Source organism: Chryseobacterium oleae, assembly GCF_900115055.1.
Classification (GTDB): domain Bacteria; phylum Bacteroidota; class Bacteroidia; order Flavobacteriales; family Weeksellaceae; genus Chryseobacterium; species Chryseobacterium oleae.
In genome coordinates, this window is the sequence record NZ_FOVD01000001.1 from 365,479 (window position 1) to 389,714 (window position 24,236).

Consider the following 24,236-nt stretch of genomic DNA (forward strand, 5'->3'; position numbering starts at 1 on the left):
TTTACGCTTCAGGATTAAGGAACCCGCCGGCATATTTTGCAAAAAAGTCAAATCTGTATACTTCACCCAGAGGAATTTCTGATTCATCTATATAAATATTATGATTGTCGAATGAATCGATGAAATCCATATTGACCACATAGGATTTACTTACACGCAGAAACAGTTCCAATGGAATTTTCTGGTGAATGTTTTTGAGATTCATGGCTGTAATAAGCTTCTGCTGGCGGGTATGAATAACCACATAGTCTTTTAAAGCTTCAATAAATTTTATATCTGAAATGTTGACTTTATAGAATCTGCGGTCTGCCTTAATAAATAAAAACTCAGGAGTATTGGACTCTACCGTATTTTTCACGGTATTTTTAGACAGCAATTCTGTATACTGAACGGCTTTTTTTATAGCTTTGTCCAGCCTTTGGGGATCGATGGGTTTCAGAAGATAATCTACCGCTTCCAGGTCATAACTTTTCACTGCGTACTGCGAATACGCTGTTGTAAAAATAATCAGGCTTTGTTCAGGAAGCATTTCTGCGAATTCCAGCCCTGTAACCATGGGCATTTCAATATCCAGGAAGATAAGATCTACGTCATTGGTTTTAAGGAAATCAAGAGCGGAAGGTGCATTGGAAAACTCGCCAAGAATTTCAGTCTTTGACGTTTCATTGATCAGGGAACGCATTTCTGCTCTTGCCAGAGGTTCATCATCTACGATTATACAATTCATACAGGCGTTTTTAAATTGACGGTATATTCTTTTTCTCCGGAAATAATATCCAGTTCGAAGGCGTTTCCATACAGGAGCTCAAGTCTTCTTTTGATATTGGCCAGCCCCAGTCCGCCATAATTGGCATTAGATACCATCAGGCCTGGGTTCATGGAGTTCGTGCAGGTAAAGTAAAGGGTTTTATTTTCAACCCGTATTTCTATTTTCACATACGATTCTTTACTGCTGATATCTACACTGTGCTTCACAGCATTTTCAACAAAGGTGGTGAATAAATTCGGGGGAATAAAAGTACTTTTTACCGTTCTGTCACCCGTATCTGCATTGATATTAAACTGAAAATTATCCCTTCTTATTTTTTCCAGGTTCAAAAAATTAGACAGAAAATCTATTTCTGAAACAAGTAGCGTTTTCTCCTCCCCGTTCTCATACAATTGATATCTTAAGAATTCCGAAAGCTTGACAATAACCACAGATGCTTTTTCCGGATCTGTTCTGGTGAGTGCTTTCACATTATTCAGCATATTAAACAGAAAATGTGGATTGATCTGATTCCGAAGCTCATTCAGCTCCATCTGCAACGTCAGATTTTTAAGTTCTGTGATTCTTTTGGTATCACTGATCCATTTCTGCAGCAACTTCACGGTAGTGGTTGTCAGAATAATAGGCACACACATCAGGATACCTTCATAAATACTTCCTCTATCCCCTTCCTTTTTGATATTTTCGACTCTGAAATCTTCAAAGAAAAATTTAAAACTATAGCCAATCATATTCAGTCCCGCAACTCCCATCATGATCAACAGGGCCAGATACGTCACATATTTTGTTTTAAAGAAAAACCTGGGTACGAGAACATATATATTAATGTACACCATTCCAATCAGCACACAATAGACAAAGAACAGTACATAATACTGATAGATCCCGGAATACCAGTGCCAAAACCTTGCACTGTACATCATCAGGAAAAAGAAAATAAGGAACAGCACATGCCTGCGGAACCTGAACCGGTCTTCCACCAAAAAGTCCATGACAAGCGTTTCCCTAAATTTTGGCGTACCGTTCATAATATTCTGTCTGTTTTAATACAAAACAAAAATAGAGAATAACGTAAAGAATATCTATAATATTATACCAACCCTGCTTTTTTTTATACGAATTTTAAAAGAGGCGGATTTCGTATAAATTAGAACCCGTTTGGTATAAAAACAAATTTTCGCGGCTTAATTCTCTTTTCCTTTGTCCTGTTCAATTTTTTTATGCTTATGGAATTAGCCGTTTTTCAGGAACTTACAGAAGAAATAACCTTAGAATGTTTTTATATGACAGAAACCCAGCAAGAGGAGAAAGTAATACAACTGATCGACCTGCATCATTTTGTGGAATGCTACCATTCGGAGATCAGGATTTTAAGTTACCTCCAACATCCTATTAATATTGTAGAAGAAAATGGGGTTAAAAAAGGAATTTTATTTTTTGATCTTAAACATTTCGCTCCTTTCGACTGGAATGCTTTTGAAGAGTTTAAAAGACGGAATCATATCAAGGAGCTCTGGTTTGTCTTTGTAGAAGAAGATCCGATTCCTGATACCATCCGTCATTCTGACTTTATCACCGAAAACAGTTTAGACATCTTTTATGATAAAATATTCGTGTTCAATTTTTTTCAATCTGCCATTCAACCCTTAAAATAAAACCATGAAAACACTGAGAAGAGTTCTTGTTCCCCTTGCGATGTTCCCGTTAAAGAATATTGCCTATACTCAAAAAAGAGACAGTATTCCACTAAAAGTAAGAGCTTACTTTGCCGATAAATTCCCCCAGAACCGGGATCTGAATATTGAATTTACCCAAACGGCTCCTTTTCAGTTTTCATCAAAACTTGACGGGAAAGACCTGCCTGACAACAAAGTGAAAAGTTTTCAGCAATTAAATACCAGTGCCAATATTTATCTGGTGAAAAAGAAAACCTGGCTTCTCAGTACTTCTTTAAATTATCGCTACACGGCTTTCAATACTGAAAAACCGATTATGGCGGAAACAGATCGAAAGAATGACTTTCATTATCATTCCGAAGGTATTAATTTCAGTTATTTTTCAAAGCTGTTCAATAAAGTAGCGATCTATTCAGCCACCGCTTCTGTGGACGGAAGTAATCAGCATTTTGAAAGGATAAGAGGAATGGTGACAGCTGCTGTTGTTTTAAAAGCTACTCCAAAAACAAAAATGCTCATCGGTATTGCCGGTTTTATTGATCCAAGTGCACAGGTTCCCATTCTTCCGATCTTTACGTACGAAAACAGGTTCAATAACGGCTGGATGCTTGATATTCTTCTTCCTAAAAAGATATTGGTAAGAAAGGATATTTTCGCCAATGGCAGAATTTCCCTGGGAACAGAAATGGATAATACTTCTTTTTATATGTACAAGAATGACAGAACGTATGAATTCCGGCAGCTGGAAATCAATTCCGGGGCTATTTATGAACATAATTTAGGCAGCAATTTTATTGGAACTTTAAAAACAGGAATCAGAGCGGTGCCGCGAGCGAGGGCTTTTGATAAGGAAGAATCTTTTAAAGACTACATTTTCGAAGCCACTTATAAACCCTCATTCTATTTCAATGTCGGAATATCTTATAATCCTTTTGGAAAGCCTAGAACAAAATGATTTCAATTTTCTGGAAACCTTTAAAGAACTTTGGAAAAAACAAAACCGGGATTTTTGAGTTTTTCAGGATGATTTTATATTTTGGCTAAAGCCTATTGATGTTGATTATTTCCTGATAAATGGGCTAAAGCCCACTCCTATTGAATTTTAATATGCTTAGACTCAAATCGGTGGGCGCTGAGTATTTTCGGGGAAGTGGGCTGAAGCCCACCATTGAATTTTAGTAAGGATCTTTTAATCTTTTAATCTTTTAATCTTTTAATCTTTTAATCTTTTAATCTTTTAATCTTTTAATCTTTTAATCATTTTAATCATTTAATCATTTTAATCTTTAAATTCTTAAATTTTTAAATCTTTTAATCAACAACCTCAATGCGTCCCCATTTTTGAAAACACATTAATAACGATCACCCCAATAACAATCAGTGCAATTCCAATAATAGCAGGGAGATCCGGAACCTGCTTAAAAGCAATGATGCCAATCATCGTGATAAAGACAATTCCCACACCCGACCATATCGCATATGTGATTCCTACGGGGATGTGGCGCAGCGTCATGCTTAGAAAGTAAAAGGCAGCAGCATATCCCACGACCGTTACTACAGAAGGCCAGAGTTTTGAAAATTCTTCAGATTTTTTCAGAAAAGTAGTCGCGATGATCTCGAATATGATCGCTAAGGCTAGAAAGATATAACTGCGTCCCATACGGCTGGTTTTCTACAAAAATAAGGAAAAACGGTCTCTTTTCACAGGAAAATGTTTTCTATCATCTCCGGGAACATCAAATTCCTAGATTCAAAACAGGCATCCCATTCTCTTCATTTCCCGATCCATTCCTGAGCATTTTAATATGAAAATCAGGAGGTTAAAAAGAGTCGCATCAATACACCATCCGGTGATATTTATCCAATGTATTTATTATAAAGCATTTACATAAAAGAAAATAATCTGTCATAAAAAAGTCTGACAGTAGGAGTTTCAAGGTGTCATTATTTCATATAGATGTGACAAATGTCTCCAATTGATGTCACAAAATCTGACAGCTTCTAAAAATTTCATCATAAAACAGAGTCACAAATAATAAGTTTACTTAACATAATATTTCTTCCGCTACCCAAAATCTGACGTTCAAAAACATAGTTAAAAGTGATTATTATGCATCGCATTTCTTATTTTTTGTTTTATCAAGTCCAATATAGAAGTGTTCAAACTGTTGTCAACTTTTTATTTTTTTACAGATAAGACAATAAATATATTAATAATTTCCTAAAAACATATTAATTTTTTGTAAACAAACATTCACTGTAAATTAAGTTTTAAAACACATAACACACTGATATACATCATGATTATTTGCTTTGGCACGTGATTTGAAAGTTGTAATATTGCAATTAGAAAATTGATAAAATAAAGTCAAATAATTAAATAAAACAAAAATGGTAACTTACATTGGAATCGCAACGTGTTTAGTAGTGTTCACTTCTTACTTTATGACAGTAAAAAGAGAGCAAAGAAACTAAGTTCTAGTTTATAGAACATCTATATTAATTGTATTGTTTATGTTTTTAATCTGAATAGTCAGATTCTGCTCTTTTACTCACTGGAGTAAAAGGGCCCAAAAACATAACCCCTTAACTGAATTTCATAGCAAATTTTATATATCCAAATAGTCAAGCCGAACAAATTGTTCGGCTTTTCTTGTTAATATTATCGTACAATTTAGATTTTGGCTAAAGCCTGATGAATCATGATTATTTTGTAAACGGGCTAAAGCCCGTTCCTATTGAATATAGTCTGATGAATCATTTAACTTTATTGATGATTTATATTATTAAAATAAAAAATTACTTCTGCTTATATTTTTCATCCTGTTCTTTTGTCTTGAAATCGCAGATTCGAAGTAGTCAAACAAAATGAGCCAAAAATTCAAGGCTGGAATCTTTCGCTAAAAATAAATGTTGTTCTCTAAAAATTCTAAACTTGCGCGAATTCATTATAGGTTATTCGACTCGAAAATAGTTTCGCACTTCGAACAGAAGAATTTTTTTAACGTTCACAATATTTATTTTTTTAACGCTACAGCCTCCTAGGCCAGGATATCAACCTTAATATTCAATGAAAGCCATATTATTCAATATTCTTTGGGTGTTATTTTTATCTGTTTTTTCCCTTCACTGGCCTACCCGCTTATTCTGTTTCAGGTCCCTGAAAATCATTCTATAAAACTTTATCTTTGCACAGATAAGAATCATTTTTTTAGTTTTAGCATGAATCTGTACAATCTCATCATTCAGGATAAAGAGGAAGTAACCCTTAACGACGTATTTCTCGGCAGCAATAACCGGGACCAATTAGTGCAGCTTATTAAGGAACACAATTACGTCAAAGAACTGCAGGAATACGGACTTCCAGTGAACAATAAGATTCTTCTGCAGGGAAAATCCGGCTGTGGGAAAACCATGACTGCAAAAGCTGTTGCGAATGCTTTAGGTAAGAATATCCTGATCTTAAATCTCAGCAATATCGTTTCTTCGCGCATTGGGGAAACTTCCCAGAATATAAAAATGATCTTTGATAAAGCTGCCAGAGAACGATCTGTTCTTTTTCTGGACGAACTGGATCAGATCGGAAAAGCGCGTGGAAGCGACGATAAGGATGTAGGTGAAATGAGAAGACTTGTAAATACACTGATCCAGCTGATCGATTATTATCCTGAAAATGCTTTACTGCTCTGTGCTACCAACCATGCAGAGATCATAGATACTGCCCTATTGAGACGTTTTCAATTGAAAATCAATTATGAGATGCCTTCTGCTGAATTTCTGGACACGTTTTATGATAATTTATTGTCTAAATTTCCGGAAGATCTGAGAAATATAGACCGCAGGTACAGCATTTCTTTTGCCGAAGCGAAAGACCATGCATTGACCTCCGTAAAATCAGCACTGATCAAAAAACTGGAATCCCAGGAAATCACACAGCCATGAAAGAAGACATCCTCCACAACCTTGAAATCATCAATGAGCGGATAAAGAAAGCCTGTGAAAAAGCAGGTAGAAGTCCTGATGAAGTCAGATTATTGCTTGCTACCAAAACGGTTTCTGCAGAGCATATTAAAACAGCTTTAGAACGCGGACAGACCTTAATTGCTGAAAATAAAGTTCAGGAGCTGAAAGAAAAATATGAAGATCTGAAAAGTACACCGCATGAAAATCACTTTATCGGACATTTGCAGACCAATAAAATCAAGGATATCTTAAAATATGAGGTGGCTTGCGTACAGTCTCTGGACCGGCTGGATCTTGCGGAAAAACTTCATCAAAGGCTTTTATCGGAAGGCAAAACAATCGATGTCCTGATCCAGGTGAATACATCTGCTGAAGAAAGTAAATTTGGTGTACATCCTGATGAAGCTTTGGAGCTGACCAGAAAAGTTTCTGAACTCCATACATTAAAGATTAAAGGACTCATGACGATCGGCTTGTTCAGTGCCGAAACAGAACAGGTAAGACCATGCTTTAAAATCCTGAAAAACCTGCAGCAGGAGATCATTGGCCAGAATATCCCCAACGTGGAAATGAAAGAACTTTCCATGGGAATGAGTGGTGATCTGGAAACCGCGATTGAAGAAGGTTCTACTATTGTTCGCGTAGGAACGGCGGTATTTGGAGCCAGGGTCTATCCGGATAGTTTTTATTGGAACGAGGGAGTCTGAGAGTTTTAGAGTTTTAGAGTTTTAGAGTTTTAGAGTTTTAGAGTTTTAGAGTTTTAGAGTTTTAGAGTTTTAGAGTTTTAGAGTTTTAGAGTGAAATGTATTGATTTTGAATATAAGATTGTGACATTTGTGATATAAATTTGTGTTTAAATTTCATCATCAAAACAGCATCTTCTTTTGTCTGGTGTCTTATTAATTTCTGTATTTTTTTTCAAAAAAAACGGTCTGTTATTCTAAAAACAGCAAATTATCCTTCATTCGTGAAAAATTTACGTTAAAAATGTTAATGTTTTCATTCATAGCGGTTTAGATATATTTTATTTATAGATTTACGGAAACACAAATACGTCATCATGAAACAAAATATGTTCAAATCCCTCCGGAAATCTTCCGGAATATCATTCTGTCTTTTAGCCGTTGTATTTCTTCTAACCAACTGCTCCGGCTCTTCAACCAATAACGAAAGTGAAACCATAAAAACTACATTTTTAGCCACGTGCCTAACGATCGCTACGATTTTTATTATTTTCTATATCTCAACAAAAATTAAGCGGAAGGGTTAAATACAGCGTATTGAAGTTTTAATCCTAAAATCCTGATTGATTAAAAGATTTTGTTTTTATATTTGGTTCTTAAAATTTTAATACTAATCAACCCAAACCTTATGAAAACTAAAAGCTTTTTTGTTGCTTTATCATTACTAACATGTAGCTCCGTTTATTCTCAAAAAATATTTACTGCCATTGAAAATCAGGATTTTGAAAAAGTCAGTAAATTAATCGAAAAAGGAGAAGACGTTAATCAAAAGTCAAAAGAATATGGTATTACTCCTTTATATTCTGCAGCAGGAACGGGAAATACAAAAATTGTTGAGTTATTGATCAGTAAAGGGGCTGATGTAAATATGACTATGAAAACAACTGCAACACCATTGAACATTGCAGCTCAGGAAGGATTTACAAAAGTGGTTGAAATTCTTTTAAAACATAATGTAAACCCAAACATTCGCGACGTCAACGGATGGACTGCTTTAAGATTTGCCACAAGAAACAATCAAATGGAAATCGTAAAGCTTTTAGTGGAAAACAAGGCTACAGTGGACACCAAAGCCAATGATAATGCAACACCATTTGCATCAGCAATTGGAAAAGGTTATCTGAACATTGCAGAATATCTTATTAAAAATGGAGCCAACATTAATAATATTGACAAAGACAATGAAACCCCAATTATGTATTGCGCTCAGGGGGGAAATCTGGAAACCGTAAAATTTCTGTTACCCTACAAACCAGACTTAACCATTAAAAATAAAGATGGGAAAACAGCATTAGATTTAGCAAAAGAAAAGAACAATTCGGAAATAGTAAAACTGCTACAGTAAACCGTTTTATGAAAAATTATATTGCTTTAATTTTAATCTTGATATCAATAGGAATTTCAGGGCAAAACAATACTGAAAGAAAATTTGACCTTGAAATATTTGACTATTTAAATAAAGCTATTGATGAAAACTCAACATCGTTAGAAAATTATCTTATCAATTCCAAACCCTTTTCAAAGTGGGATATGCGACCTTTAGTAGTGAAAGAAGTAAAGGCATTGGATTCTGTTTATACTTCAAGCCAGATTCCTAATTTTATTATATTGCAAATTGATTTTATAGACCAATTTTAAAAAAAAGCCCTTCCAAGTTTTGAGAAGGGCTATCTATTTTATGAAATATTATAATTTTCACCATCACTGGATTTAAAAATTGTTTTTCACTGGATATTTATTTATTTTTAGCACGATCTAATCCGATTGACCTAAGACATTAACTTAAATGCTTATTACGTGAGAATAAAAGTATTTAAAAATGTAATATTTCAAAGCAACCGGATGTTCCTATTATAAATTAAACCAATGAAAAACTTAAAAGCCGTATTCATTTCGTCTTTATTTACACTCACCACAACATCAGTTTACGCTCAGACCTGCGATTGCACAAAAAATTATGAGTGGGTAAAAAAAACTTTCGAAGCCAACGATGCGGGTTTTGAATATGCATTAAAGCAAAAAGGAAATCAGGCTTATGAAGCCCATAATAAAACCATATCTGAGAAAGTAAAATCAGTTAAAACCTTTACAGAATGCGGACCTGTTCTTTACGAATGGTTATCTTTTTTCCGTTCCGGACATATAGCGATAAGGCCTATCAATAAAGAAACACCAAAGACCGCTAATAATACAAAACAGGAAAGCCCGGCTGTCAAATGGGAAACCTTGCCGGTAGACACTCAGGATTTCAAGAAGTACCTGGATAAAAAGAAAACCTCTGATTATGAAGGAATCTGGGTAACCGAACCTTATACCATTGGAATTAAAAAAGTAGGCGATCAGTATGTAGGATTTATCATAGAATCAGGAGCGGAAAACTGGACCAAAGGCCAGGTAAAAATGAAGCTTAACCTATCGGAAGGCAAACCAATAAGCTCTGTTTTTTACATGCGTGACCGTTCTGCGGCGGAATCTAAAGAGATTACATTAACCGGAAAGAATCATTTACAGATCGGAGATTTCAGCCTTTCCAGAGTATATCCCAAGATTGAAGATGATCCAAAATATACGCAGTACTTTAAATCGATAGACGCTAACCAACCTTATGTAGAAAAATTAAATGAAAAAACGCTGTATTTAAGAATACCATCTTTCCAGGCTTCAGAAAAAAAGAAGATTGACAGTGTCATTGCAGCCAATAAAGATAAAATCACCTCCACTGAAAACCTGATCATTGACATCAGAAACGGAACCGGAGGAAGCGATGCCAGCTACAGCAATATTCTGCCTCTGATTTATACCAACCCAATCAGAACCGTAGGTGTAGAATATCTTTCCACCAAACTGAACAACCAGAGAATGCTGGACTTCATCAATAAACCGGAATACGGATTCAGTGAAGAGAATAAAAAATGGGCCCAATCTGCATTTAATACGCTGGAAAAAGAACAGGGTAAATTTGTCAATCTCAATGAAGGTATAGTGAGCATCACCAAGTTTGATACTATATATCCTTATCCCAAGAATGTAGGAATTATCATTAATCAGCGAAACGGAAGTACAGACGAGCAGTTTTTGCTTGCCGCCAAACAAAGTAAGAAAGTGAAGTTATTTGGAACCACTACTTATGGTGTTTTGGATGTTTCCAATATGTATTATGTTCCTTCGCCGTGTAAGGAATTTGAATTAGGCTATTCGCTTTCAAGAAGTATGCGTATTCCTGATTTTACGATCGATGCAAAAGGATTACAGCCTGATTTTTATCTGGACAGAAGCATTCCGGTGTATGAGTGGACGGATTATGTGAATGGTGTGCTGAACGGGAAGTAAAAATAGCTGCAAAGTCTTCCACCTTGTAACATCAAAATAAAATCCCAACCGTAAAGTCTCATATTTTACGGTTGTTTTTTTATTAAGCATATTGGGCAAAAACCAAATATGAACAGGGATTTGTGATTATAAACCAAGAATACCTTCACATCATTTGCTATTTACCGCATACAGAAGTCTCATTAAAACAGCACACCCGGCATATTTTTTGCTCATAAAAACCTAATAACCAAACAAATACATTTATGATTAAAAAATTACTCTTGGGCTGTCTACTTATGACAGCAGTATTCTTGTCTTCATGTGAGAAATCTCAAAATACATCATCTGCAAAAGACAGTGAGCTATCCATTAAAACAGTTTCAATGGTCACTTTTGGTGCCATGGCTGTTGCACTTCTTGTAGCATACAGCTACCGAAGAAGGTAAGAGAAGATAAAAAAATAACAAAAAAACACCCGTTTAGAATCTAAACGGGTGTTTTATATTGATAGTCAATGATTACATATAAGCTTCAATTGGCTCACAAGTACATACTAAGTTTCTGTCTCCATAAGCTTCATCAACTCTGGATACGGAAGCGAAGAATTTGTGGTCTCTTACCCAGTCTAGCGGATAAGCTGCCTTTTCTCTGCTGTATGGTTTATCCCAAGAATCTGAGATCACCAGCTGCTCAGTGTGTGGAGCGTTTTTAAGGACGTTATTCGCCTGATCTGCTTCTCCGTTAGCAATCTCATCGATTTCTTTTTTGATGGAGATTAATGCTTCTGCAAAACGGTCAATTTCAGACTTGCTTTCAGATTCTGTAGGCTCAATCATCAATGTTCCTGCTACAGGGAAAGAAACGGTTGGAGCATGGAATCCATAATCCATTAGTCTCTTCGCTACATCAGCTACTTCAATTCCTAAAGTTTTGAACTGACGGAAATCTACGATACACTCGTGAGCTACTCTTCCACTCTCGTTTGAATACAGGATCGGGAAATGCTCAGCTAAAATTTCTTTAAGATAATTCGCATTCATGATGGCATGACCTGTAGCCTTTTTCAATCCCTCTGTTCCTAACATTTTGATGTAAGAATAAGAAATATTAAGGATCAGACCAGAACCGTAAGGTGCTGCAGAAATACCTTCGATCGCTTCTTTAGAACCGACTCTGATATTCGCATTGGAAGGAAGGAAAGGAACCAAGTGTTTAGCCACACAAATTGGACCTACTCCAGGACCTCCACCTCCGTGAGGAATCGCGAAAGTTTTGTGTAAGTTCAGGTGACAAACGTCTGCTCCGATGTTTCCTGGGCTTGTGAATCCTACCTGAGCGTTCATGTTCGCACCATCCATATATACCTGTCCACCGTGCTCGTGGATTAAGCTTGTAATTTCTTTAATGTTGGCATCGAAGAATCCGTAAGTAGACGGATACGTGATCATTACGCAAGATAAATTCGCGGAATTCTGCTCTGTTTTAGCTTTCAGGTCTTCGAAATCAATTTCTCCGCTTTCAAGGTTTTTAACGACAACAATCTTCATTCCTGCCATCGCTGCAGAAGCCGGGTTGGTTCCGTGTGCAGACTGAGGGATCAATACTACATTTCTGTGGCCTTCACCTCTTGAAATGTGATATTCTCTGATGACCATTAATCCTGCATATTCACCCTGAGCTCCGGAGTTTGGCTGAAGAGAAGTTCCTGCGAAACCAGTGATTTCAGCTAAATCTTTCTCCAATTCTCTGATCATTTCCTGGTAACCTCCAGCTTGATCCACCGGTACAAATGGGTGAACAGCTCCCCAATTGTCCCAAGAAAGGGGCAACATTTGAGTAGCAGCGTTCAGTTTCATGGTACAAGAACCAAGAGAAATCATTGAATGTGTTAATGATAAATCTTTTCTTTCCAAACGTTTGATGTAACGCATCAATTCCGTTTCAGTATGGTATTTGTTGAATACCTGTTCCGTAAGAATTTCGTCTTTTCTTAAATTCTCCTCAGGAATGCTGTATCCTTCTTTTATTTCTAATTTGAAAGTCTGCTTGTCTTTGAACTGAGCGAAAGAAGCCATCAGATAGTTTAATTTCTCCAATGTTGTACTTTCGTTGATCGCGATACTTACCACTCCTTCTGTGAAATAGTTCAGGTTAAGTTTGTGATCAAGCATCATTCTCATCAATCTTCCTTTCTCATCCTCACTCATCGTGATTTTTACCGTATCGAAGATTGGCTCTTCAACCGTCTGGTATCCTAATGCTTTAAGACCGTTTTTCAAAGCGTTGGCTTTAAAGTGGATCTGATCAGCGATATAGTTTAATCCTTTCGGTCCGTGATAAACGGCATACATTCCTGCCATTACCGCAAGAAGTACCTGTGCTGTACAGATATTGGAAGTAGCTCTTTCTCTTTTAATGTGCTGTTCTCTGGTCTGAAGCGCCATCCTCAATGCACGTTTTCCGTACATATCCTGAGAAACCCCGATGATTCTTCCCGGAATGTCTCTTTTGTAATCTTCTTTACAAGAGAAAAATGCAGCGTGAGGTCCTCCGTAACCTAATGGAATACCGAATCTCTGAGAAGTTCCAACGGCACAATCAGCACCCATAGAAGCAGGAGATTTCAATTTCACCAAAGCCATTGGATCACAAGCTACAACGACCTGTAAATCTAATTTTTTATAGTTTACGATATCTTCAGTATAGTCTAAAACGATACCGTTTTTCCCTGGATACTGTAATAAAACACCGTAATAACTTCCATCAAACTCGTGAGTTTTGTGGTCACCTTCCACGATTTCGATTTCTAAACCTTCAGCTTTCGTTTTTAAAACGGCAACTGTTTGTGGTAAAACAAGATCGGAAACGAAGAATTTGTTGGCATTGGCTTTCTTCTGGTCCTTCGTTCTGTTGTTGAAGAACATATGCATAGCTTCTGCTGCAGCTGTAGATTCATCCAAAAGAGAAGCATTAGCCAGTCCGAAACCTGTAAGATCGCACACTACCGTCTGGAAATTAAGAAGAGCTTCCAGCCTTCCCTGTGCAATTTCAGCCTGATAAGGAGTATACGCCGTATACCAGCTTGGGTTCTCAAAGATATTTCTCTGAATAGCTGATGGCAAAAGTGTATTGTGGTATCCAAAACCAATGTAGCTCGTATAATCAGTATTCTTCGATGCCAGATCTTTCGAATGGTTCAGCATCTCGTATTCTGAAAGCGGTGCAGAGATCTCAAGGTCTTTCTCTAAGCGGATAGAAGAAGGAATGGTCTGAGAAATTAGTTCTTCAATACTTGAAACGCCCAATCTTTCCAACATTGCCTGTTTATCGGCTTCATTAAGGGAAATGTGACGGCTCACAAACTGTTCTGTATTCATTTTTATTTATTAGATTTTGTTCGTAAAAAAGATTCGTAAAATTACGTTTTTTTAAACGATTGTACAACAGTTCAAAATTGTCAAAACAATAACGAAAATCTATATCATTTTTAAAATAAATTACTGTAATAATTGTTTAATACTTAAAAATTAACCTGTTTATTCTCCAATCTCTATCATAATGTTTTATTTAATCACCATTAAAACTTAGAATTTATACGATGGATGTTTAAAATAAATACATATTGAGTTCATAATCGGTCAGTAATAATCATTAGACACATTAAAATAAGTTTAAACTCAGAACCTTTTTAATAGGATGTAATCTCACTTTTCGGGAAGCCGGATGCTTCTAAAATCTTCATTTTCCATCAAAAACAGGGAGCTCAATTGTCACCGGATACGCTGTTCAAAAGGCATTGTCAATTTTATGAAATTTTATTAATTATATTTATTCTAAATTAATATATTTGTAGCATGAATATGATTGTCCCGTTTAAAGTACCGCCTTTAGCTCCTGTATTTGCATTTAATAATGAAGATATGTATTGTGAAAAGAAATCCTGCTGCAAAAAGTTCAAGAAAGGAAAGAGATGTAAAAAGTGTCCGGGAAGAAAAAAGATGGCTTAAACTAGCTGAAATTCCTGACTAAAAAATATACCGCCAACGCCAGAATAATAATTCCCCAGATCAGCATCATGATCTTTGGCTGGCCTGATTTATTGATCCGTGTTCTGGGCTGAGGCTTGAACATTTCCTCTACGCTGCTTTTAAACTGAGCACCATCATTCTCAAAGACTTCCGTAATGGTGATTCCCTGTACTGCCGTTTTGTGCAGCAGCGAATTGGTTGCATGAAGTAAAATCTGAAATTTCCCGTCCTTAAATTCTGTAATCTTAAAGATTCTTTCTCCGAAAGGCTTTTCCAACCCAAAAGGCAATACTTTCACCACATCCGCATTGTTGGTCTGCCAGTTAATGATGATCTCCTCCCCTTTTTTTGCATGAATTTTATTCGCCGTAAACGTTTTGATACTTGGCGGAATATTATATCTGAAGCTTTTCTGATGATTCTCTAAATTCTGATCGTACGTACGTCTGCTTCCGGAATCACTCAATATTTCATAAGCTTCCTGAATTTCGCGGAAACGCCCGGCAAAGAAATCATCATTGTCATTTTTATCGGGATGATATTTTAAAGATAACTTTCTATAGGCTTTCTTGATGTCTTCTTCTGAAGCATCCGGAGAAATCCCGAGAAAATAGTAGTAATCTTTCATTGAGCTAGGCAAAAATAAGGAATTATTTTTTTTTCGGGTTTATTCTTGAGGGGAATATTTCAGTAAAATACTAATGCTTTTTTAAACACTAATGACACGAATGTTTTCACAAATAGCCACAATGGTGCTGTGCTGAATAATTCAGATATTTATTTTGTAGCTATAAGCTTTCCTGCTTTTTCTGGTGGCTGAGGAACCCGAAGCCACCTTTCCTATAAAAAAATTCCGGCGCGGGAAGCTTTGCTTCCCGCGCCGGAACTAAACAATTTCAATTTAGTTATTAACTTCTTATGCTTCTACAGTATTATCCTTACTGTCTTTTCTGCAACATCTTGAAGAGAATTCTTTTTTGAATTTCCCTTTCAGTTCCTGGTATTGCTCTTCATCCATTTCTCTGATTCTGTCTGCAAAACCGAAAGGTGATCTTTCTTTGATTCCGTATTCGTTAAAAATACCTTTCATGAATCTTTTTCTTTGTGCTATTTTTTTGGCAGCCAATGCGATGCCCACCACAGCTAATGCTCCAAGAGCTCCTTTTAATGCTGAATTTTTCATTTTTTCAAAATTTTAAATTGTACTACTTCTTGTTTTTTTATATAGACGGATGAATTTCAATTTTACTTTACTACTTCTTAAAATTTTTAAATTATCCGTTGTTTTTGTTGAAGAATCCTCCTGAACATTTATCTCTCCAAACTTCCTTGAATTTCTCTCTCTCTTCAGGGGACAGTTCAGCCATTCTCTGTCTCATCTTTCTTTCTTTGAAATCTCTCATTCCTTTTCCGAAATGGAAACCTCCAAAAAGAATTTTACTTAAGACCAGTATTCCCATCGCCTGCCAGAATGTAATGGATTTTACACCCAGGATCTCAGGAAGCAAGCAGTTCCAAAGCGACATTACAATGAATGTAACGGCCAGTAAGATCAGCGGCGGACATAAGAATAAAAAAATCCAGCCTTTTTTGTGTTTATGATTCATAATTTCTTCTTTACTAACTATTTAAATCTTCGTATAATCTTCTCAGTCTGTTTCTTAAGTGCTTCACAGCATAATTTTTTCGACTGATAATGGTTTTGATATTTTCGCCCTGTTCGTCAGCAATCTGCTGCAGAGTTTTGTCGTTCAGTTCGTTTTCTACGTACACTAACCTTTGTTTCTCGGGAAGTTCGTCCAAAGCCTCAAACAGCTTTTTCCATATCTCGTCCTGAAACATTTTGATTTCAGGTCCGGCACTCTCGTCCAGCAATAGGATATCCTTGATAGAAAAACTTCCATCTTCATCTTCATACACGAAATCTTCAAGATTTTCGGTTTTCTTTTTGCGGTAACGGTCTGTGATTTTATTCGCAGTTACTCTGTACAGCCAGCCGCCGACATTCACAATCTCCGAAAGATTGGTCAGACTGCTGAACTGGAACCACACTTCCTGCAGAATATCTTCCGCATCTTCAGTGTTTTTCACTTTCGGACGAATATAAGACATCAGCTTTCCTCCGTACTTTGAAACGGTTTGTGAGATGATACTTGCTTTCTCCTCCTGTGGCATTGTTATTTCTTCGACAACCTCCATATTGCTATGACGATCTGCCTTTTGGTTTTACTTTAATAAATTTAAAAAAAATTATTGACTGTTGGGATTTTCTTTTGTAGAGCGGGTTTGTGAGTTTGAGGGTGGGAGGGTTTGAGAGTTTGAGGGTTTGAGAGTGGGAGATGCAAACCGGAATATGAAAAATAAGATAAGAGCTTCACGTTTCGTGTTTCGTGTTGCGATTTGATAGATGACGACTTTCGACTCTTGATATACCAAATAAGCTCTTTTTCACCTTCCTCTCAATCTAAAACTAAACCTCAATATAAAATCTCATATCTGATATCTGATATCTGACATCTAGCATCTTGATTCTTGGCTCTTGATTCTTAACTCTATCACAAAAAAAAACGGAAAGCATTACACTCCCCGTTTCTATAATTATAAAAATACGAATTATTTTTTGTTGAAATTTTCGGCAAAGAAGCCCAACATATATTTGTATAGTTCTATTCTGCTTGGTTCTTTTCTGAATCCGTGACCTTCATCATATTTTACCATGTAGGGAACTTCAACTCCTTTTGCACGCATTGCTTTTACGATCTGATCTGATTCATTAATATTAACTCTCGGATCATTCGCGCCCTGCACTACAAATAAAGGTTTTTTAATCTTATCGATATGGAACACCGGAGAAACTTCTTTCGCTATTTTCGCTTCTTCAGGATTATCCAGGTCATACCAGATTTGTTTTACCATTTCTTTGTACGGTTTCCAGTATTCAGGGAAAGATTCAAAGAATGTAAAGATATTGGAAACGCCTACATAATCTACACCGCAAGCATAAAGATCAGGAGTTTTAATAAGTCCCATTAGTGTTGCATAACCTCCGTGACTTCCACCATAGATCGCAACTTTATTTTTATCAATCCAGCCCTGTTCAATAACGTATTTTACTCCATCTTCTACGTCATCCATTGCTTTACGCCCGATTTGCTTGTATCCTGACTGCTGGAATTCCTTTCCATAGCCACCGGAAATTCTGAAATTCACGTGCAAGGTCGCATATCCTCTGCTGGCAAAAAGCTGATCTTCAGGATTGAACCCCCAGTTGTCTCTGACTCCCTGCGGACCTCCATGAGGATTAACGATTAATGGAACTTTCTTACCATTAGCCGCATCTTTAGGCATGGTAATGTATCCGCGGATGGTAAGACCGTCTCTGCTTTTGAATTCAATAGGCTTCATTTCAGCCATATCTTCTTCTTTCAGCTGAGGCATCAGGTTGTACAGAAGTTTCAGTTGCTTAGATTTTGTATCATATTCATAATACGTTCCGTAAAGTCTGTCACTGCCAACCACTACTAATAATTTTTCCTCATTATCATCAGAAGAAACTACAGAAAATTCTTTTTCTTTGAATTCGGCTTTTAATTGATCGTGAATCTCTTTGTAAAATTTACTTACAGGAATTGTCTCACTTTTAATTCCGGTATAGCTTATATAGTCCAGTTCATAATTCCTGTTTTTACGGGCTGTGCGGATTGAGCTTACGTCGTATACAGGATTAGAATATACTTCTTTTATGATCGCATTTTTCTTCAGATCATACAGTACGATTCTGGCTTTATCACTGTCTAAATTAGTGACTACATAGGCTTCATCCTTATTTTTAGAATTATCATTCAATCCTATAATATTGAAGGTGTTTTTCCAGTCTGTTGATTTAATCAGGTTAAATTTCCCTGTCTCTAAATCTTTATAATACGTTTTGGTGGTCAGTCCGTTTTCCAGAACAGTGTATCCACGCATATTCCCTTTCTTGTCAAAAATATAGCCGTCAATTGGATTATTCACATCTTTATTTTCATAAAGCTGAGTCATTTCACCGGTATTGAAATTAACTTTATAGGGTTCAAAGATCTGTTTGTTGTTCTTATTCAGGGCAACAATCACAAATTCTGTATCTTTAACAACATCTGCATAGTTCAGAGTAACTCCGTCAAAAGGAGTCAGATCCTTAAGATTCTTCCCATCAATATCTACTGCATACAAATGGTTATTTTCATTGCCTCCTTTATCCTGGGTAAAGAACAGTCTTTTTTTATCCAGCCAGCCATAGCCTCCGATGAGATCATCTTTTTCTACGATGGCTTTTGTAATTTTACCAGTTTTCAATTCTTTTACATAGACATGATTTTTTTTATCTGCATCTTTCTCTTTATAGGAAAGATACTGTCCGTCCGGTGAAATTTTAAACTGCGAAGCATTCGGTCTTGCGAAATAATCTTCTACTTTGTACTTAAAGTTTCCTTTATCGTAGGAAATCAACTTATCCAAAGTTTCTTTGGAAGAAGGAAGCGTAGGGTCGCCCGGCAGTTTTGCCGTTGAAGTTTGTGCATTCATCATCATTGCTGAGAGTACGATTTGAGCCGCACCAAAAATTTTAGCATTTAGATTCATAGATTTATGTTTTGAGGTTAGGTGGTACATATAGATTTTAAAAACAATAAAATCCTTTGCTTAATATGACGCACTTCATCTCAATATGTTACACAAATCGTAATACATTCATTGAAAAAACATATTTAACGAAGAATACAAGGTATTAATATAAGATACCTGTTTCTTTTCAATACAAACCATCAACTTAAATAAATTCCAAAATACCACGTCCAGGCTATTAAAATAATCTGCATCGGAATTCGTTCTTTATAAAGATAATTCATGCCGGGACCCGTGTAGTCTGCTTTAAAAATATTGATTTTTTTCTTTGAAGAATTGATATTGGCAATGAAAACCAGAACATAAAAAATGATCAGCAGTATGGCCGTCAGCTCCCGTATGGATGGGATCATCAATCCTATTCCTGCTGCGATTTCAATAATTCCAGTGAAATAGACCCAGAACATTTTACCGGGAACCCATTCAGGAATCATCATTGCCATTCCTTTCTGAAATTTAAAATGGGAAAATCCTGTAAATACAATAAATACAGCCATTCCCAGATTCCCAGAGAATAAAAAATCCGGTTTTCCCTGAATGGCGAATGTAACCACCAGAGCGAGAAGAAATGTTCCGAAAAGAATGCTTAATAGTTTCATACTGTTGTTTATTAAAAGTAATCAGAAAGATACTGCATCTTCCCATGATATCAATATAAAACCTTACAGACTTTTGAAATCTATAAGGTTAGTTTTTGTTAAAGTAAAGTACGGATTATTTATTCTCAGCAAGGTTTTTTACCACGTCCAATCCTTTTATAAATCCCGTATCCAGATGATCTTTCCATTCTTTATCGACCTGTACTTCAGCATGAAGCTTGGTTTTCCCTTCCAGATCAATAAGGATGTATTTTTCGAAAGCACCGCTCCATTCCATTACTTCCTTGCTTTGTGTATCTTCTTTGCCTTCTTTGTCTACCATCCCAAGGTGTTTAAAAATAACCTGATTCGGTTCATCAATACTGTCAATGGTTGAGACCATTCCTTCTCCTTCTGCGTTCACAAAATACGTTTTACCGCCTACTTTCCAGTCGGATTTCATGACAGATCCGGGACCGAAAAACTGAGTCCATTCGGTATAGGTTTCAGGCGTCCAGAGAACATCCCACACTTTCTGTAATGGGGCGTTGATAACAATTTCGTAAGATAAAGTTTCCATATTTTAAGTTTTTGTAATTTTTATATTCTGTGGTTTATAACTGAATTTCTGAAAGATTTTTCACAATTCCCAAAGCCACCGGGAATTTCTCTTCAAAAAATGATTTAAACTCCTCAGGAGTCTGAATTTCAATTTTCAAAATGGTCCCTGTTTCTGTTTCTTCCAAAATATAAGCTTCCGTAGCTTCACCCCAATCCTGAGGGGCTTCTACACCGTCATAAATTTCTCCAAGGTGCAGGAGCTTTAATTCTTTATGGGGGATATTTTTTTCAACACGGCTGTACATCCCGTTATTATTAGGATCGAAAAACTTCATGATGCTTCCCTCTTCAAATGTTCCCTGATAGAAAGAACCTTCCGTAAAAGCTGTTGTCCACTGTCTGTAGGTAATATCACTCCAAAGTACATCCCATACTCTTTCATTGGGTGCATCAATCTGGATTTCAAAAAATATTCTTTGCATTGTTTTTTTATTTAGATGTTAGTGAGGGGTAGAGTCAAGAGCCAAGATGCTAGACGTCAGATTTCAGATTTCAGATTTCAGATTTCAGATGTCAAAAATACTACTGTTGGTCGTTATAACTTCCAGTTTTTAACTTCTAACTTCTAATCTCTAGCTTCTAACTTATCATTCTCAGCCTCCGACGAAATCTCCCCCATTGATATGAATCACTTCTCCGGTAATATAGTCTGCATCCCTGGAGGCAAGAAAAACATAGGCCGGAGCGACTTCTGAAGGCTGTCCTGCCCGTTTCAGGGGCGTATCTTTTCCAAATGTTGAAAGATCATCGAAAGCTTCTTTTACAAGAGGCGTCCATATAGGTCCGGGAGCAATTCCATTAACTAATATTTTCTTTTCGGCAAGATTTGCTGACAGCGAACGAATAAAGGATAAAATAGCTCCTTTCGTTGCCGCATAATCAATCAGATGATCACTTCCCCGATACGCCGTGACCGACGTCGTGCAGATGATCCTACCTCCTTCTCCCATCAAAGGCAGACAATTTCTGGTCAGAGAAATCATGGAAATGATATTGGTATTAAAAGTTTCCTGAATCTGTTCATCGGTAATCTTTTCAAGACTATTCCTTGAAGTATGGATCCCGGCGTTATTAACCAGAATATCGAGACTTTTCCAGTTCTTTTTTATCCTTTCTACACATTTTGTCCTGAACGCTTTTTTGGTGAGATCTCCTTTAATCAGGGTACATTGTTGTCCTTCTTTCTCTACCAGTCTTTTTGTCTCTTTAGCATCATCATCGCTTTCTTTGTAAATGATCGCAACATCTGCTCCTTCTCTTGCAAAATGAACAGCTACCGCCTGCCCTATTCCACTGTCTCCACCTGAGATAACTGCTTTTTTTCCTTTGAGCTTACGGCTTCCCTGATAATCTTTACGGATGATCTCGGGAAAGAGTCCGTCTTTTGGAACTTTCGATTTGGATTGTGACTTGTTCTGTGTTTTCATAAGCAAATCTTTATCTAAACTCCATCAAACAGCAAGCCGAAAACTAAAATCTAAAATAGTAAAAGCGCTGAAAAATGAATTTTCGCTTCCTCATTCAACCCTTTTATCATTAAGAACTATAGGCCTCTTCAAGATCTTTTACAACTATTTTCTGCATTTTCATCATCGCCTGAACTACCTTTTGGGCTTTCAACTGGTCGGAATCATTCATCAGCTCGATCAGTCTTTTCGGAACGATCTGCCAGCTCAGTCCATATTTGTCTTTCAGCCAGCCGCACATACTTTCTCTTCCGCCATCTGAAATAAGCGTATTCCAAAGATGATCAGTCTGCTGTTGTCCATCAGTCATGATGACGATAGAAATTCCTTCATTGAAATCAAACTGATGATCGTAAGAATTGTCCATGCAGAAAAAGCTGTAGCCGTCAATCGTAAATTGAGCATGCTGTATATTTTCAGCCGCTTCGGATATTGGGTGTCCTTCCCCACCGTCACCGTATCTCAGAATACTTCCAATGCCTGAATTAGGGAAAGTTTTGGTATAAAACTCCATGGCTTGCATCGCTTTTCCATTATTCTCATGGATAAACATAAGGGTCGGAACTATTTTCTGTGATTCCGGTTTGTCTCCTAGAAACAGCTGCCATGTAGCGCCGTATTTGTCCTGTACCCAACCGTACTTTTTGCTCCAGGAATAGGCATCCAGTGCCATAAGAGCCATTCCGCCTTCCATCAACTGGTCCCAGTATTTCTGAACCTCATCTTCTGTTTGGCAGATGACCATAAAGGAAATGGATGGGTTCTTTTTAAAATGAGGTCCGCCGTTCAGAAGCATGAGTTTCTGTCCGAACAGGTCAATATTCATGACCACAGGAGTATCTGTGGTGATCTTTCCGTCAAACACCTGACAATAGAATTCTGCCGCCTCTTTCGATTCTTCATCAAACCAGAGGCATGGGAAAATATCGTTATTCATCGTATTAAATTTAGGGTTGAAATATATAGTTTTATCAGCCAGTACAGATTCGCAGACCCGTACTGGCGAAAGTATCCGTTAATACAGTTATTAGTTTTTGAAAGAAACCTGATGATCCTTCATATGATTTTTAAGCTTCTCCATGGCGTTTTTTCCGAAACCATGAAGCTGCATGATCTCTTTTTCAGAATAGTCCGAAAGCTTCTCTAGAGAGTCTATTTTCTCCCTTTCCAAAGACCTTCTCGCCGGTACTGCAATAACGCCGCTCAGGAAATTATTACTTTTAGCAAAATGGTTGACAGCGCATATTGAGCTTAAACATTTTGCCATTATTAAGAGATTGATCATGACTGCAAATGCGTGTTTTAGTGATTTTCAACGTACTTGTGAAAATTGTTGAGAATAGCATACCAGCCTTCTCTCTGCATTTCCACAGAATTTTGTTTTTCGGGATCGAAAATTTCAGTCACCTTTGTGGTATTTTCGTCTATTTTGTCAAACAGGACTTCTACTTTTCTTCCGTCCTCCAGATGGTATTTTATCACAGTATTCGGGATCACCTCATCATAGAATCCTTCAAAATCAAAACCGAAACTTTTGTCTTTCGCTTCCATTCTTGCTTTAATTTTTCCTCCCACTCTCAAATCGTTTTCCGCACTTGGACATTCCCAGCTTTCATGGGCAAAATTCCATTTTGTAATATGTTTCGGTTCGTTGAAATAATTCCAAACCTTTTCTACAGGAGCTAAAATCGTGATATCTATCTTAATAGGGTCCATAAATCTAATTTTTTAATGTTGAAATAAAAAGGCAGTCCGGGTGAACTGCCCCTATAAATTTAGTTAAATATAAGACTATTTTGCAGATTCTTCGTTATAGTTCACCATCCAATGAACTCCATATTTGTCCTGAAAACTTCCGAAATAATCTCCCCAAAACTGGTCTTCAATCGGCATTTCTACATTTCCGCCTTCAGAAAGTCCTTTGAAAAGTCTGTCTGCTTCATCTTTTGATTCCGGAAAAATGGATACATAATTATTATTTCCCACATTCAGCGTCTGTCCGAAGCTTGGAACAATGTCCGAAGCCATCAGAAGATCTTGCCCGATCGGAAGGGCTATATGCATCACTCTGTTTTTTTCTTCTTCTGATAAATTTTCAGTTCCGGGAGCGTTACCCATTTTATGGATTTCGCCAAAGAATTCACCTCCGAAAACAGATTTGTAAAAATTGAAAGCTTCTTCTGCTTTCCCGTCAAAATTTAGGTATGGATTTAATTTAGCCATGATTTCTTGTTTTTAAATGTTATTATTAATTAATGTTTATTTGATTGTGTTGGGTTATCGCAAAGGCGCAAATTTTCTTAAAAACTTACTCTTTTAAGGCGCAAGGATTTTATCTCCTATAAAATTTGAATCCCCCTATCACTGCGAGGAGCAAAGCGACGAAGCAATCTCATCATAATTCTTGCTGAAAATTTT

General features: G+C 36.7%; 25 protein-coding genes. 8 read left to right on the forward strand and 17 right to left on the reverse strand.

The features are described from left to right. Position 1 precedes the first annotated feature (1 nt). Positions 2-727: a LytR/AlgR family response regulator transcription factor gene (locus tag BM143_RS01640; RefSeq protein WP_090022247.1), complete on the reverse strand. Its 726-nt coding sequence runs from the start codon at positions 725-727 to the stop codon at positions 2-4. Next, positions 724-1,797: a sensor histidine kinase gene (locus BM143_RS01645; RefSeq protein WP_090022250.1), complete on the reverse strand. Its 1,074-nt coding sequence runs from the start codon at positions 1,795-1,797 to the stop codon at positions 724-726. The genes BM143_RS01640 and BM143_RS01645 overlap by 4 nt, the downstream gene beginning before the upstream one ends. A 198-nt stretch (positions 1,798-1,995) precedes the next feature. Between BM143_RS01645 and BM143_RS01650 the strand changes: the two genes are divergently transcribed. Further along, positions 1,996-2,424 (forward strand): hypothetical protein, encoded by a 429-nt coding sequence (locus BM143_RS01650; RefSeq protein ID WP_090023861.1) that lies wholly within the window; start codon positions 1,996-1,998, stop codon positions 2,422-2,424. Positions 2,425-2,428: 4 nt separating this feature from the next. Continuing rightward, positions 2,429-3,400, forward strand: coding sequence for a DUF6268 family outer membrane beta-barrel protein (locus tag BM143_RS01655; RefSeq protein ID WP_090022254.1), 972 nt, complete (start codon positions 2,429-2,431; stop codon positions 3,398-3,400). 369 nt (positions 3,401-3,769) lie between these two features. Here the strand turns inward: BM143_RS01655 and BM143_RS01660 are convergent, their stop codons facing one another. Further along, the gene (locus tag BM143_RS01660) at positions 3,770-4,105 is read right to left on the reverse strand and encodes a DMT family transporter (RefSeq protein ID WP_090022258.1); all 336 of its coding nucleotides are present in this window, start codon (positions 4,103-4,105) and stop codon (positions 3,770-3,772) included. Positions 4,106-5,667: 1,562 nt separating this feature from the next. On the opposite strand from BM143_RS01660, the gene BM143_RS01665 reads away from it, so the two are divergent. From BM143_RS01665 to BM143_RS23845, 6 genes are all read left to right on the forward strand, one after another. Beyond that, entirely contained in the window at positions 5,668-6,387 is a 720-nt protein-coding gene (locus BM143_RS01665; RefSeq protein WP_090022261.1) for an AAA family ATPase, read from the forward strand. Further along, positions 6,384-7,115 (forward strand): YggS family pyridoxal phosphate-dependent enzyme, encoded by a 732-nt coding sequence (locus BM143_RS01670; protein ID WP_090022263.1) that lies wholly within the window; start codon positions 6,384-6,386, stop codon positions 7,113-7,115. The genes BM143_RS01665 and BM143_RS01670 overlap by 4 nt, the downstream gene beginning before the upstream one ends. Positions 7,116-7,779: 664 nt before the next feature. Next, complete coding sequence (locus BM143_RS01675) at positions 7,780-8,496, forward strand: ankyrin repeat domain-containing protein (RefSeq protein WP_090022266.1); 717 nt, start codon at positions 7,780-7,782, stop codon at positions 8,494-8,496. Positions 8,497-8,504: 8 nt separating this feature from the next. Further along, on the forward strand, positions 8,505-8,789 hold the full coding sequence (locus tag BM143_RS01680; protein WP_090022269.1) for a hypothetical protein: 285 nt from the start codon (positions 8,505-8,507) through the stop codon (positions 8,787-8,789). A gap of 228 nt (positions 8,790-9,017) precedes the next feature. After that, complete coding sequence (locus BM143_RS01685) at positions 9,018-10,481, forward strand: S41 family peptidase (protein WP_090022271.1); 1,464 nt, start codon at positions 9,018-9,020, stop codon at positions 10,479-10,481. 278 nt (positions 10,482-10,759) lie between these two features. Beyond that, a complete protein-coding gene (locus tag BM143_RS23845; RefSeq protein WP_167375220.1) occupies positions 10,760-10,909 on the forward strand; it encodes a hypothetical protein in 150 nt (49 codons plus the stop codon). 72 nt (positions 10,910-10,981) lie between these two features. Here BM143_RS23845 and gcvP read toward each other — a convergent pair whose 3' ends face one another. The 14 genes from gcvP to BM143_RS01755 form a co-directional block, all read right to left on the reverse strand. Further along, positions 10,982-13,840, reverse strand: a complete 2,859-nt coding sequence (gene gcvP / locus BM143_RS01690; protein ID WP_090022274.1) for an aminomethyl-transferring glycine dehydrogenase — start codon at positions 13,838-13,840, stop codon at positions 10,982-10,984. A 631-nt stretch (positions 13,841-14,471) separates the two neighbouring features. Further along, positions 14,472-15,119 (reverse strand): J domain-containing protein, encoded by a 648-nt coding sequence (locus BM143_RS01695; RefSeq protein WP_090022277.1) that lies wholly within the window; start codon positions 15,117-15,119, stop codon positions 14,472-14,474. A gap of 288 nt (positions 15,120-15,407) precedes the next feature. Continuing rightward, the gene (locus tag BM143_RS01700; RefSeq protein ID WP_090022279.1) at positions 15,408-15,674 is read right to left on the reverse strand and encodes a hypothetical protein; all 267 of its coding nucleotides are present in this window, start codon (positions 15,672-15,674) and stop codon (positions 15,408-15,410) included. A 91-nt stretch (positions 15,675-15,765) separates the two neighbouring features. Further along, on the reverse strand, positions 15,766-16,098 hold the full coding sequence (locus BM143_RS01705) for a hypothetical protein (RefSeq protein ID WP_090022282.1): 333 nt from the start codon (positions 16,096-16,098) through the stop codon (positions 15,766-15,768). 13 nt (positions 16,099-16,111) lie between these two features. Further along, on the reverse strand, positions 16,112-16,690 hold the full coding sequence (locus tag BM143_RS01710) for an RNA polymerase sigma factor (RefSeq protein WP_034725071.1): 579 nt from the start codon (positions 16,688-16,690) through the stop codon (positions 16,112-16,114). Positions 16,691-17,104: 414 nt separating this feature from the next. Beyond that, on the reverse strand, positions 17,105-19,111 hold the full coding sequence (locus tag BM143_RS01715; RefSeq protein ID WP_090022286.1) for a S9 family peptidase: 2,007 nt from the start codon (positions 19,109-19,111) through the stop codon (positions 17,105-17,107). A gap of 182 nt (positions 19,112-19,293) precedes the next feature. Then, positions 19,294-19,752 carry a DoxX family protein gene (locus tag BM143_RS01720; protein ID WP_090022289.1) on the reverse strand — a complete coding sequence of 153 codons (459 nt, stop codon included), beginning with the start codon at positions 19,750-19,752 and terminating at the stop codon, positions 19,294-19,296. A gap of 115 nt (positions 19,753-19,867) precedes the next feature. Beyond that, positions 19,868-20,311: an SRPBCC family protein gene (locus BM143_RS01725; RefSeq protein WP_090022291.1), complete on the reverse strand. Its 444-nt coding sequence runs from the start codon at positions 20,309-20,311 to the stop codon at positions 19,868-19,870. A gap of 34 nt (positions 20,312-20,345) precedes the next feature. After that, positions 20,346-20,774, reverse strand: coding sequence for an SRPBCC family protein (locus BM143_RS01730; protein WP_090022295.1), 429 nt, complete (start codon positions 20,772-20,774; stop codon positions 20,346-20,348). A gap of 171 nt (positions 20,775-20,945) precedes the next feature. Next, complete coding sequence (locus BM143_RS01735) at positions 20,946-21,779, reverse strand: SDR family oxidoreductase (protein ID WP_090022298.1); 834 nt, start codon at positions 21,777-21,779, stop codon at positions 20,946-20,948. A 109-nt stretch (positions 21,780-21,888) separates the two neighbouring features. Beyond that, positions 21,889-22,755 (reverse strand): VOC family protein, encoded by an 867-nt coding sequence (locus BM143_RS01740; protein WP_090022300.1) that lies wholly within the window; start codon positions 22,753-22,755, stop codon positions 21,889-21,891. Positions 22,756-22,845: 90 nt separating this feature from the next. After that, positions 22,846-23,085: a helix-hairpin-helix domain-containing protein gene (locus BM143_RS01745; protein ID WP_228430663.1), complete on the reverse strand. Its 240-nt coding sequence runs from the start codon at positions 23,083-23,085 to the stop codon at positions 22,846-22,848. Positions 23,086-23,120: 35 nt separating this feature from the next. After that, complete coding sequence (locus BM143_RS01750; RefSeq protein WP_090022306.1) at positions 23,121-23,534, reverse strand: SRPBCC family protein; 414 nt, start codon at positions 23,532-23,534, stop codon at positions 23,121-23,123. Positions 23,535-23,609: 75 nt separating this feature from the next. Then, positions 23,610-24,041: a VOC family protein gene (locus tag BM143_RS01755; RefSeq protein ID WP_090022308.1), complete on the reverse strand. Its 432-nt coding sequence runs from the start codon at positions 24,039-24,041 to the stop codon at positions 23,610-23,612. Positions 24,042-24,236 lie beyond the last annotated feature (195 nt).